The sequence below is a fragment of the Parendozoicomonas sp. 209JJ7-1 genome (assembly GCF_058147085.1).
Map to the genome: position 1 here is coordinate 1 of NZ_JBYVJU010000024.1, position 11,573 is coordinate 11,573.

The 11,573-nt window shown below is 46.9% G+C and carries 12 protein-coding genes; 6 read left to right on the top strand and 6 right to left on the bottom strand.

The annotated features are described in order from the left end of the window. Nucleotides 1–163: 163 nt before the first annotated feature. From ACY2RQ_RS18165 to ACY2RQ_RS18180, 4 genes are all read right to left on the bottom strand, one after another. Nucleotides 164–964, bottom strand: coding sequence for a hypothetical protein (locus ACY2RQ_RS18165; protein ID WP_490114420.1), 801 nt, complete (start codon nt 962–964; stop codon nt 164–166). 155 nt (nt 965–1,119) lie between these two features. Then, the gene (locus tag ACY2RQ_RS18170) at nt 1,120–2,097 is read right to left on the bottom strand and encodes a transposase (protein WP_490114421.1); all 978 of its coding nucleotides are present in this window, start codon (nt 2,095–2,097) and stop codon (nt 1,120–1,122) included. A gap of 284 nt (nt 2,098–2,381) precedes the next feature. After that, on the bottom strand, nt 2,382–2,690 hold the full coding sequence (locus tag ACY2RQ_RS18175) for a nucleotidyltransferase family protein (protein WP_490114422.1): 309 nt from the start codon (nt 2,688–2,690) through the stop codon (nt 2,382–2,384). Then, nucleotides 2,683–3,120, bottom strand: a complete 438-nt coding sequence (locus tag ACY2RQ_RS18180; protein ID WP_490114423.1) for a nucleotidyltransferase substrate binding protein — start codon at nt 3,118–3,120, stop codon at nt 2,683–2,685. The genes ACY2RQ_RS18175 and ACY2RQ_RS18180 overlap by 8 nt, the downstream gene beginning before the upstream one ends. Before the next feature lie 306 nt (nt 3,121–3,426). Here ACY2RQ_RS18180 and ACY2RQ_RS18185 point away from each other — a divergent pair, with 306 nt between their 5' ends. Together ACY2RQ_RS18185 and ACY2RQ_RS18190 are read left to right on the top strand one after the other, a co-directional pair. Then, nucleotides 3,427–3,666: a hypothetical protein gene (locus ACY2RQ_RS18185; protein ID WP_490114424.1), complete on the top strand. Its 240-nt coding sequence runs from the start codon at nt 3,427–3,429 to the stop codon at nt 3,664–3,666. Nucleotides 3,667–4,156: 490 nt separating this feature from the next. Continuing rightward, complete coding sequence (locus ACY2RQ_RS18190; RefSeq protein ID WP_490114425.1) at nt 4,157–4,927, top strand: isochorismatase family protein; 771 nt, start codon at nt 4,157–4,159, stop codon at nt 4,925–4,927. Nucleotides 4,928–5,320: 393 nt separating this feature from the next. On the opposite strand, the gene ACY2RQ_RS18195 is transcribed toward ACY2RQ_RS18190, so the two are convergent. Then, nucleotides 5,321–5,620 (bottom strand): hypothetical protein, encoded by a 300-nt coding sequence (locus ACY2RQ_RS18195; protein ID WP_490114426.1) that lies wholly within the window; start codon nt 5,618–5,620, stop codon nt 5,321–5,323. A 493-nt stretch (nt 5,621–6,113) separates the two neighbouring features. On the opposite strand from ACY2RQ_RS18195, the gene ACY2RQ_RS18200 reads away from it, so the two are divergent. The 4 genes from ACY2RQ_RS18200 (at nt 6,114) to ACY2RQ_RS18215 (ending at nt 10,399) form a co-directional block, all read left to right on the top strand. Then, entirely contained in the window at nt 6,114–7,247 is a 1,134-nt protein-coding gene (locus ACY2RQ_RS18200; protein WP_490114427.1) for a hypothetical protein, read from the top strand. A 947-nt stretch (nt 7,248–8,194) separates the two neighbouring features. After that, the gene (locus tag ACY2RQ_RS18205; protein ID WP_490114428.1) at nt 8,195–8,404 is read left to right on the top strand and encodes a hypothetical protein; all 210 of its coding nucleotides are present in this window, start codon (nt 8,195–8,197) and stop codon (nt 8,402–8,404) included. 507 nt (nt 8,405–8,911) lie between these two features. Next, nucleotides 8,912–9,412, top strand: a complete 501-nt coding sequence (locus ACY2RQ_RS18210) for a hypothetical protein (protein ID WP_490114429.1) — start codon at nt 8,912–8,914, stop codon at nt 9,410–9,412. A 681-nt stretch (nt 9,413–10,093) separates the two neighbouring features. Beyond that, complete coding sequence (locus tag ACY2RQ_RS18215; protein ID WP_490114430.1) at nt 10,094–10,399, top strand: hypothetical protein; 306 nt, start codon at nt 10,094–10,096, stop codon at nt 10,397–10,399. A 73-nt stretch (nt 10,400–10,472) separates the two neighbouring features. Here ACY2RQ_RS18215 and ACY2RQ_RS18220 read toward each other — a convergent pair whose 3' ends face one another. Then, the gene (locus tag ACY2RQ_RS18220) at nt 10,473–11,327 is read right to left on the bottom strand and encodes a hypothetical protein (protein WP_490114431.1); all 855 of its coding nucleotides are present in this window, start codon (nt 11,325–11,327) and stop codon (nt 10,473–10,475) included. Between the last annotated feature and the right edge of the window lie 246 nt (nt 11,328–11,573).

Sequence of the window (11,573 nt, forward strand, 5' to 3'; positions counted from 1 at the left end):
GGATAAAACTCACTACGAGAAAATCATACGGTTTCAGAACCTACAGATGTGCGGAAATCGCTTTATATCACGCACTTGGGAAACTGCCTGAACCAGAAATGACCCACAGATTTTGCTGACGAGGCTTATTTTTAACATGGCTGAAGTCCTTGTGTTGCTCGTATCAGTATTGGCAGGGATCGCCTGATGGAACGGTGAAAGAATCCTGATCAATCAGGCTGGCCAGCATGCTCTGGAGTTTGTATTTCGCATCAACACGATCAAGTGTGTTGAAGTATGCTGAGTCCGTCCATGATCCTCCGCTGGACTTCGCGAAGTGCCGCTGGCAAAGCTTCGCTTGTACCATTTTTTGTAAAATAGTATTAGCTTCATTTGTATCAGGTGTTTCGGTGGCGGAAACTATGGTTATCAGGGTGCCGTAAATCGCGCCCGCGGAGAGTGCTGCTGTTTTCACCTGGACAGGCAGGTTACTCATGATGATGTTTGTTTCGTAGTCATCACGTATGCCATTTGCATTGGCATCAACCCCTATCAGGGTTTTCATCTCTTCAGAGTTTTCATCGTAATCGGGTAATTGGAAGCCTATGGCTGGATGGGTAAACTCAAACCATCGTTTTGTGTTTGCCAGTGCGTTTGTGTTTCTGGGAATATTCATTTTTCTCGAGATGTAGTATTTCCCTTCATGGGAAACCACTGCGCCAAGGAAATAGAATCTGTAGGGCTGTAAGGGGGGATGCCTGTTATATCGAATCTTTCTCCAGACTATTCGGCTTTGGTCAGGGAGAATCCCCTTTTTGGGAAGGATGCTGATATAAAGGTCGTTGCCATGAGCAACAACAGTGCCGCGCCTGTATTTTTCATCAGGTGACCAGAGTTGAATGTCCTGGAAATCAACAGCAACGGCATACTCACAAAATAATGCTAACAGGATGAAAGGAACGTGAAGATATTTTCTCAGGGCCATATGCAAATCCTTTTGCATGTATCAATAGTAATACCGCCGTTTTAATTGCCACTAAATTGATCATCTAAACAACATAGACCAGTTGGAAAGAAAAACAAAAACAAAAAACAAAAAAAGGACACCCATTGATTAGTCCCATCCAAAACCCCCCTCATTTATCGAGAAAACAAACACTGGCTCGCCCCCAAACCATGCAACCAACGCTTACCCACTTTTTCGGCATAAGCCTGTAATTTCTCTTTTCTACCAATTCCCCGCACGAAACGGTTTCCATGGGGCTGCATGGTCTTCAGCCATTCTTTCGGGTTTATGCCCAGCCGGTTAAGAATGGGTGGAAGCTGAGATGCAATAGCTCCCCGTTTGTCGTCCCGCACAGCTCGACCTGTCCAGTCCACTAACGCAAAATAATCTGCCAGGGCAAAAGGAATGGAGCCTTCAGTGTCTTGTTTATCCTTTCTCATGGGTTTCAGCCACTTCTGCTGCATACCCGCTTGCTTCCATTGCTCGATACGCTCCTGAATAGAAGTAAAATCCGATGTCTCCGGCAAGCTGGCGATCCCTGCCCGCACGGGATTTAAATCCACATAAGCCATACACGACAACACTGCCGTATCATCCAGCAGAGCCTGGCTTTTGAAACGACCTTCCCAGAACCGCCCTTTGCATTGATCTTCTTCATTAGCCTTGCGGGCAAGATGCTCATTTAAACAACGCATGAACCAGCTGATATCCAAAAGACGCTGCCGATAGACATCGGCAAACGCCATTACTCGTTTTTGTTCTGCCTCCCCCATCAGGTTGCCCGCTAAAAACCTCTGCACCAGAAGCGGGCCATCAAAAATCTGCGTCCAACGCCGCAGAACGTCCCGGTCACTCCAGCTTTCACCCGCATCAGCATCCACATGCAAAACCACATGGTAATGATTGGACATCACGGCATAGGCACAAACCTCAACCGCAAAAATAGAAGCCAGCTCCTGCAACCGATCAACCACCCACGGTTTGCGGTGCTCGTAGTTTTTGCCTGTCAGGTGATCCTCTCCACACAAAAACGCCCGCCGAACACAACGTGCCATACAGTGGTAGTAGGGCGTGCTGTCCAGGTCGATCAGGGTTTTGCGTGGACTGGTCATGGTTTCTCCTGCTTAAAATGGGCGAGGGAGAAAAAGTAGACCAACGGCTGAAGCTGTCCAGTCATTGGGTGTCCTTTATTTTTCTTATTTTTGCTTTATTTTTGGTGGTGTCCTTTATTTTTTTTATTTTTTTAACCCACAGATTTTGCTGACGAGGCATTTTTTTTATTGGGTACTTTGTATTATCAGGGGGACCGGCTGAACAGAGGCCTCCATCAACAGCAGTATCAGAAGTTACTGTCTCTCAGAAGTATCGGTTGATAATAGGGGGCAGGTACATTTAACTAAAACAAAACCTCATGTTGTTTCAGGATATTCTCCTGAAAACTTTCAGGAATCCCATGCCAGGCCAGTGCCTGTACAATAATGGGAATGTTGGAATCCCGTAAAGCTTCCAGAAATTCAGCCAGCTGGTTAAACCCTTCATGATGGTCCTGATGTTCCGGGAACCGGACCGCGAGATCAAGGTCGCTGGTATCATGGTTAGTGCCTTTTACCCGGCTGCCATAAGCCCAGATTTCTGTGCCTTCCGGAAAAACCTGCTCCGCAATGGCACAAATAGCACGCCGGTCTTTTTCTCGCAGGTCAATCATTATCATTACCGTGAGTCTTGATGCTGTTTTCCAGGCTGCTGGCATCTTTAATAAAGGAAGGGATAAGCTTCAGGGTTTTTTCGGCGAATTTTTTCCCGTAGTCATGGGCTGCGTTATTGCGGTTATCCCGGTATTCCAGCCAGCGTTCCGTCTGCTCCAGGGAGAGAAGGTCGTGCTGCGCCCCCTGACGGAATACATCTTTGAATACCAGCCTGTCTATGGCTTTTGGACTGTGTGAAAAGTCCTTCAGGCACTTACGGAGCATTTTTCCGGCCTGCTCCAGAATAATCTCGAATTCCTTTACACAGGCTGAACGGTACATATCGTACTCAATACTGCCAGGTTCGCTGGCCAGGAGCATGGTGTGGGCTTTCTCAAGGGTGGCGATGCAGCGGGAAAGAAAGGTGGTGTCCAGAGATGTGTTGGTCATGGTGTGTAGTCTGTTTCCATGCAGGCTTGCCAGATTTTACAGAAATAAAAGGTACATTTGGTACACTTAACTGATTTCTTTCTCCAAAGCAATATTCTCCGAAGCAATAACAACGATCCCTTTCAGAAATCCGCCTTACCTGCCCTCTTTTATCCGGCATTTGCGGCCCGCGATAAGATTGTGAACAGGCTTAGTGGTGAAACTGACAATAGATTCTATATTCACCCATGCGAACAATGGCTCGTTTTCATGATGCAGGCTTTTTTGTCCATTCAAATTTTTATTCATTCAAAGAGGTATCCAGACATGCGCCCAAGACTCACGACACTGGCCGCTTTCACATATCTGGGCATTGCGCTGTTCACAGGGCAGGCCACAGCGTTTCAGTATGAAATCTCCCATGTACCCGCAGGCTACGAAGAGTTTGAGCTGGACGCTATGAACTGCAACGGCAGCGGCCTTCCCTGCGCGCACGACAGTGATTGCTGCGATAACCTGAGATGCAAAAGAGATTCCGGAGGAATGGATGATTTCTATTGCGGATAATGCGGTTAAAAGGGAGATTGACTGAGAAAGAGAAAGAAAAAAGAATTGAAGTTCAAAGTTCGTATGAGTTCTCTTCATCCAGATGACATTGAACCAGATGACATTGAAAAGGTATAGGTATTATGAAAGCACGATCATTCCTTTACCCCCTTGCAGGAACAGTTCTGTCTTGCATGGCGTCCGCTTCTGACAGTTGCTTCTGGTGCCAGAATAACACGGTGAACTATTACTGCTGTAGCTCGCCGGGCTGGAACAAGGATTTATGGGTTCAGTGTCGAAGTGGCAGTTCAGAAGACGGAGCCTCGAACACATGCGAAGCCGTGGGCGCAGCTGAATCTGATCAGTGTGGTTCGAATTATGACAGAGCCAATTATTACGGCCAGGACTATTGCAGAAACCCTGTATCATCCTGCATGCACCCGCACGACAGATGCTAACGATAATGCTGGCTGACTTCTCTGGTTAAAATGGGGTCAGGTACATTTTTTCTATGGAAAATGTATCGCATCTGGCTCTATTCAGGGAGTTTGCCATGAGGATGATGAAACTGATTCTCTGCCTTTCAGCAACTTTACTTTTTTTCTCTTCACCGATAATTGCGGGTCTCCCGCAATCTATTGACGCTATAGAAAAGCTTTTATTGGAAGGGAAAAGAGTGGCCATCCTGGTTATAGATATGGAAGTGGGACAAATCGATAACCTTAGAGGGGATTGGGGGAGGCCCATGCTTGACGCTCAAGAGCTGCTCCTGAGTCACTTTGCTGATAAAAAAGACGTTCTGTATGTTGATATTAGTTTTAACTTTGGTGAAAAGTCAGCCAACCCCTACCATGAGACTCTTCCTGAACTGTTGGTTCAACTTAAAAAAAATGTCTTTTACAGGTGCTTTTTGAAAGTGCGAGGTGACGCCTTCAAGGAACCTTCTGTTGTGAAAAACTATGAAAACCTGAAGGAACTCATTCACGGAAAACTGTCAACATATTTGAGAGAAAATAATGTAACCGATGTTTTTATGACTGGCTGTTATGACGAATTGTGTGTGAAAAACACCTGCAAAGGGGCTCTTCAGGAAAACTTCAGGGTCCATGTAGACCGTGATCTCAATGTCCCCTTCAGGCCACCTTCTCCCACAACAGAGGATATTGCCAAAGAAAGAAGGGCAGCAGTGAGGTCAGCAGATTTTGGCTGGAGAATGTTAAAAGAGAGATTCCCGGAGCTTGATATCATCTCTTCAACGAGGCAGGAAGATACTTGCTCATAGCGTATTGCGAGAATCTCCCATGGTTACAACTCATCCACTGACCATCGACGTATAATGCAAAATATATAACATGTCCCTTTTCTAAATGTACCTGGCTCTATTTGGCTGGTTTTCACAGGCAGATCGACGGTGACGGAATATCGTCTATCTTGAGAAGTCCATTTCTTATGTTGTGATTCGGTTATGAGAACGTCTGTCCCCTTCTTCTGTTTACTTATCTCCCTGTGTGGTTTTTCCCTGGCTCAGGAAGATAATGACGTCCCTGAATACCTCAGCGGAGTCGATAAGTATTGTATGGAAAGATGCCTGCCAGGATGTATGAATCTGGGGGAGGTGTGTATTCTTTTGTGCAAGGAGCAATGCTCCCACAAGTCTTTGGAGGGTCTGGAGGGTTTAGAAAGTATTCGGCCAGAGACGTCTAATCCTTTTAAGAGCGTTGTTAAGAGCGACTGCGATCAGCAGGATCGAATAGACAGGTGCAGAAACGAACTGTGCGGTGGCCAGGACAATACCTCGATATGCCGGAAAATGTGCTGCATATCGGCCTATACAAGTTTTATGGGAAAGAAGTGCTGCGCCCATTAACGTCAGAAAAAACCGGGGAAAAGCCGCACCTTCAGGGCTGCGTGCCTGGCTTTTGTTAACAAACGGGTTATCTGGGCTGACTGCTCTGCAATCTTTACTGTCGCCCATGGTCATTATATCCAGGTTAATTTCATAAATGAGACAGGATGTAATTATGGCCGCGCCTTATCAAAGAACCGGAGCACCCCAGCGGGCGAATGAAGCTGCAGCTTTTCCTGCAGCAGTTCCTGCAAACGTGCAAAGACAAAATCCGCAACCGACTGTCGGATTAACTGGCCAGAGGCGAACAGTGGCCCCGTTTCATACAGATAGAACAGCTCTTTCAGTCAAATTGCCCTCTTCCAAAGGGGTACCAGCAACTACTGTTGGTGCTCCTCTGGCCTTCAATGTAGAAGCTCTGCAGATCGGTACTGATACTTCCATTATTCGAGGGAAAGGTCAGGAAATTCTTACTGGTTTGAAAGTCATGTTGAATAAAGAAGTGGGAAAGAGTTTCAACCTGTGCTGGCTGTATTCCCTGTTATGTGAAGAGCCGGCGTGTATTCCTGTATTTCTGATGTACACCTGCAGCAACTATCAGAAAGACCCACTGAGCGGGCTGATGAAATATCTGGCCTGGGCGTATCAAGATCTGGACGAAGTCTACAGGGCATCATTTCTCCTGGACTGTCTGATTGAGCAAACGAAAAATGCCACCGATAGTGAACTGCAGAAATTTCATACAAAGCTGGTGCAGCTAAAAACAAGGGTGAACCTTGCCCCATCGCCGGAACAGATTGAACCTGAATATCACCTCTTAACAAATAAGCAGATATTTACAGGCTGTGTTGAAGTAGCCAGAAAGCTGGAGGCTATGTCAGAGCCTGTAACTGGAGAATTTAAAACGGACCCTGAACAACTTATTACCGGTTTACATGCACTTCTTGTGGAATCTTTTGGGGAAGACCTGCCCCAGGTTAAGAGTGGACAGGATATGTTTCAGCAGGCTGGATTGCCCAGGGATTTAAAAAGCTATAACCAGAAATTAACGATTAACCGGCTGCTATTAACCCCAGAGGAGTTTTTTCTGACCAGAGAAACAGCAGTATTAGCCATGTTTCTATTGAAAAGAATGACACCGGAAAAACTGCCCGGGCTGGAAATAAAAGATGAAACTGAAGCTCGTGCTCATTTCAGGAGATTCATTGTAAATTATATATATAACCCAGCGCGTACAGATACAGGAACAAAACAGGAAACAAAAGCCAATAACAACCTGCGTATGGCGATAGCAGGACCTGCCCTGGAATTAGAACAGGAAAATATTCTAGACCCGATTGTTGCAGTACCCGTTGTATCCGGGCAGGCTGTTCCCGTCCGACAGGCTTCCCGGAAACAGACAAAAGATATGAGACCTCAGGAAAAAGCCAGGAAAGCACTGGGGCAATGTATGGCAAATCCTGATTTCCTGCGCCCTTTTGGTAACGAAACAGCCCTGCGTAATTTGAAATACCAGCTTTTGGCTGCGCAGTTTGTTAATTTTGAAGATGTGGCAGATATTCCGAGTGTCTATCAATCACCAAGCGAAAATCGAGAGAAGCTGTTCAATCTTCTTGTTTCCATTCAATTCGATGTAATGCAATGGGAAAAACTTCTGGAATGTATGCGTAAGGGAGCAGAATATACCGGAGGTCTTATTGGAAGTAATATTTATCAATCGGTTGCTATGCTGCAAGAAGCCTACAAACACCCATAACTTTATCAGTGAATCTTCATTCCTCGCAGCTTGCTGCGAGGTGGTTTATTCTTTTTCAGAGGCGGCTGAAGCAATGAGGCTGACCTTTTAAGGATTACCGGCAGAACACTGGCCATGTTCAGTTTTTCTGCAGCACGTCATTGACAAACACATGACGTGCAACCTGACCAGTTCCAGACTATAACTGCAGAACCCTCTTTTCATAGCATGTTTTCATAGCAGTTTTTTCATCGCAGGGTTTCCAAATGAAGAAAGCATATCTGCCCGTGTCCATAGCCCGGTCAAGAATAGCCCGGTTAAAAATATGGCTATTCTCTATTGTGTCTGCCCTTGCCTGCCTGCTTATCAGTCATACGTCACTGGGTTACTCTACATGCAACGAGTCATCCCCCCGGAAAGGTACATTCAATGGGTGTCAGGACTGCTACGCCTGTGCGGATAAAGACAAGCTTTGTAGTGACTGCTGGAATCTCACCAGGGCGAAAGTGCCAAAATATAAGTGGATATTCTCTTGTGAAGGATGTGAAGCCCTGCAGTTCTGCAATAACAGCAGCTCCGCCTCCTCTGAAACCGCCTGCATGACATGTGGCAATAATACAGGATGTACAGACTGTACACAGGAAACCTGCAATCAGTGTATGTGTACGAACGGTCTTATTCCCCTCAGGTATAGCGGAGGTAATGCCCCGGTTAGAAGCAATGTATATATCCCAAGCCACAAAAGATTCCATCAACTGTGTATATCAAAGGATGTAAGCCATTTATGCTCGTATTCTGACTGCAAATCAGAAAGACAGTTTTGTGTCAATCCTGACAATCCGATCGGCGCGGGTACCCAGTGGGCCGCTATTTTCGCGTGGGGAAATCGCTGCTTCTCTTTTACCGTCAACAAGGGGGCTAAAAGTATTTATATGGGGGTGCTAAACGGTTCTGAAGGGACAAGTGAAGTGGGTGAGTTTAACCTTTCTTACCCTTTTGCTGAAGAGCAGTACCTTTATCCCAACGCCCTGAAATATCAATCTGGCCCAGTGACGACGGTGGCTTCCTGGGGTAATGAGGATGATGCATGCAAAGTGCCCCACTCAAATCATTCTGCCGAGGACACCTCTGTTTTGGACTCTCTAAGGGTAACTGTGGATAAAAGCGGAGAACTCTGAGGGAATATCACCAAACACCTGACGTGCAATCTAATTCATCCCGGACTATAACTGCAGCACTCTTTTTTCATAGCAGTTTTTTTCATAGCAGGGTTCCCAATGAAGAAAACATATCTGCCCGTGGTCATAGTCCGGTCAAGAATAGCCCGGTTAAGAATAGCCCGATCAAGAATCTGGCTATTCTCCATTATGTCTGCCCTTACCTGCCTGCTCATCACTCAGGCATCACAGGGTAATCCTAAATGCGGTGATTCCTCTCCCCAGAAAGGTACATTCAATGAGTGTCAGGACTGCTACTCCTGTACGGATAAAAACAAGCTTTGTAGTGACTGCTGGAATCTCACCAGGGCGAAAGCGCCAAAAGATCATTGGATAAACTCATGCAAAGGATGTGAAACCCTGCAGTTCTGCAATAACAGCAGCCCCGCCTCATATGAAATCGCCTGCCTGACATGTGGCAATAATACAGGATGTACAAACTGTTCACAGGGAACCTGTAGTCAGTGTATGTGTACCAATGGCCTTATTCCCCTCAGGTTTAGTGCAAATGGAGCCCCGGTTTACAGCCATGTATATATCCCAACTAAGAGAGGATCCCATAGTCTGTGCGTATCAGAGGTTATAAGCAGTATTAACCGCGGTGACTACAAACCAGAAAGACAGTTTTGTGTAAATCCCGATGATCCGGTCGCAGCGGGTACCGAATGGGCAGCTATTTTCGCGTGGGGAAATCGCTGCTTCTCTTTTACCGTCAACAAGGGGGCGAAAAGTATTCATATGGGGGTGATCAACGGTTCTGAAGCGACCAGTGAGGTGGGTGAGATGAACCTTTCTTTCCCTCTTGCTGAAGAGCAGTACCGCTACCCCAACGCCCTGAAGTATCAATCTGGCCCAGTGACGACGGTGGCTACCGGGTATGGAGGGAATGACGCATGCACACTGCCAAGCTCACCCCATTCCAGCGAGGACACCCCTGTTCTGGACTCTCCAGGGGCAACTGTGGATTAAAACGGAGAACTCTGAGGGAATATCACCAAACACCTGACGTGCAATCTAATTTTCATAGCAGGGTTTCCAATGAAGAAAACATATCTGCCCGTGGCCATAGCCCGGTTAAGAATAGCCCGGTCAAGAATCTGGCTATTCTCCATTATGTCTGCCCTTACCTGTCTGCTCATCACTCAGACATCACAGGGTAATCCTAAATGCGGTGAGTCCTCTCCCCAGAAGGGTACATTCAGTAGTTGTCAGGACTGCTACTACTGTGCGGATAAAAACAAGCTTTGTGGTGACTGCTGGAACCTTACCAAAGAGCAGGCGTCAAAAGATAAGTGGATATTCTCATGTAAAGGATGTGAAACCCTGCAATTCTGCAATAACAGCAGCCCCACCTCACCTGAAACCGCCTGCCTGACATGTAGCAATAATACAGGATGTACAGAGTGTTCAAAGGGAGCCTGTAGTCAGTGTATGTGTACCAACGGCCTTATTCCCCTCAGATATAGCGAAGGTAGCGCCCCGGTTAGAAGCAATGTATATATCCCAACTCAGAGAGGATCCCATGATCTGTGCATATCAGGAGACATACGCAATGACTGCCCGTCGAACATTTGCATTGCAGGTTGTCCTCCTCCATATGACTGCAAACCAGAAAGACTGTTTTGTGTAAATCCCGATGATCCGGTCGCAGTGGGTACCGCATGGGCCGCTATTTTCGCATGGGGGAATCGCTGCTTCTCTTTTACCGTCAACAAGGGGGCGAAAAGTATTCATATGGGGGTAATCAACGGTTCTGAAGCGACCAGTGAGGTGGGTGAGTTAAACCTTTCTTTCCCTCTTGCTGAAGAGCAGTACCGCTATCCTAACGCGCTGAAATATCAATCCGGCCCAGTCACGACGGCGGCTTGGATATTTGGGGGGAATGACGCATGCACATTGCCAAGCTCATTCTCTTCCAGCGAGGACACCCCTGTTCTGGACTCTTCAGATAACTGAGGGTAACGCAAAATGGGGGCAGGTAATTTTTAAAATATGCCTGCCCCATTTTGTTCGGTTTGTTTTTTTGTTTTCAGTTGGTATTCAGTTTATCGCAGGCCGTATATTTGTCCATATTACCCCACGAAGATCCCCCGCCTACAGCTATCCCTCCCATATCCGCAGAACCTACACTGGCCTTTGTATCTATGCTATACAAATCAGCGTGTGAGTAAAGCACGACTGCAAAATAATACATGGCAAATCTCAGATCTTTGTTGTCTTTTTTGTTGTGAATTGTGCCGCATATAGACGGCAGATCAATGGCCCCGGAGCCATGAGTTCCACCAACAGTCATGCCGACGGTTCCGCTTGCATATTGTAAAATCCCCCCGCTTCCGGGCCAGATAGAGCAGCCCCATGCTCCACCAATAAGAGCAGCACCGCCACAGGAGAAACTGGCACCGACCCAGCCATTAGAATCGTAAAAGCCACCTGCGGGTTGACCACCTACAGAAAGAAAAACGGGTGTGCTGCCGCCAGACACCGAAATAGTGTCCCGGTCCTGATCCTGATCCTGATTGGGATTGAGGTTGCGGTCAGGCATATAGGTAAAGGGTCTGGTATGCCACCAGGTTTTGTTTTCCCCTGTTGTCCTCAGATGAATCTGATACTGCCGCCCCTCCTGCAGCTGCACCTTGTATGTAACTGGCCGGGGGTCTATGGCGGTGTTGGTCGCCAGGAATACTGCATCTTCAACAGCTTCAGTGTTGCTGGATGGAGAATGGGAAAGGGAGGGGAAAGAGGGTGTTTCTACAATCCTGAACTGGTGGAGATTCTGAACAGTCCCCAGGCTGGTTTTCAGGGGTAGATCAACGGTGACGGAAACCTCGCCTGACCAGGCTCTGAGGGCAACAAGCCCACACACAGCCATAAGACATACACGCATATACGACACCTATAATATAGGTTGGAGTTCACAATTATAGATAACAAGCAAGTCCACGTTCTACGAACGTGATTCGTTCAGTTAAAATAGACGCAGATAGACTCTTAATAAATGCGGTAAGCACAAAAATAAGCCCCGGAATCCGAGGCTTATTTCGATCTGAATTGACTTGAGTCTATCTGAATCAAGCCTTTTGAGTTGGTGGAGGCGGGGGGATTTGAACCCCCGTCCTAATATCCGTAACGC

Bases quoted from the DNA above. Each gene is read 5' to 3' on its own strand.
- ACY2RQ_RS18190 (WP_490114425.1), top strand. From the start codon at position 4,157: ATGGAAAATGTATCGCATCTGGCTCTATTCAGGGAGTTTGCCATGAGG.
- ACY2RQ_RS18165 (WP_490114420.1), bottom strand. From the start codon at position 964: ATGGCCCTGAGAAAATATCTTCACGTTCCTTTCATCCTGTTAGCATTA.
- ACY2RQ_RS18185 (WP_490114424.1), top strand. From the start codon at position 3,427: ATGCGCCCAAGACTCACGACACTGGCCGCTTTCACATATCTGGGCATT.
- ACY2RQ_RS18210 (WP_490114429.1), top strand. From the start codon at position 8,912: ATGTGTACCAATGGCCTTATTCCCCTCAGGTTTAGTGCAAATGGAGCC.
- ACY2RQ_RS18180 (WP_490114423.1), bottom strand. From the start codon at position 3,120: ATGACCAACACATCTCTGGACACCACCTTTCTTTCCCGCTGCATCGCC.
- ACY2RQ_RS18200 (WP_490114427.1), top strand. From the start codon at position 6,114: ATGAAATATCTGGCCTGGGCGTATCAAGATCTGGACGAAGTCTACAGG.
- ACY2RQ_RS18175 (WP_490114422.1), bottom strand. From the start codon at position 2,690: ATGATTGACCTGCGAGAAAAAGACCGGCGTGCTATTTGTGCCATTGCG.
- ACY2RQ_RS18195 (WP_490114426.1), bottom strand. From the start codon at position 5,620: ATGGGCGACAGTAAAGATTGCAGAGCAGTCAGCCCAGATAACCCGTTT.
- ACY2RQ_RS18220 (WP_490114431.1), bottom strand. From the start codon at position 11,327: ATGCGTGTATGTCTTATGGCTGTGTGTGGGCTTGTTGCCCTCAGAGCC.
- ACY2RQ_RS18170 (WP_490114421.1), bottom strand. From the start codon at position 2,097: ATGACCAGTCCACGCAAAACCCTGATCGACCTGGACAGCACGCCCTAC.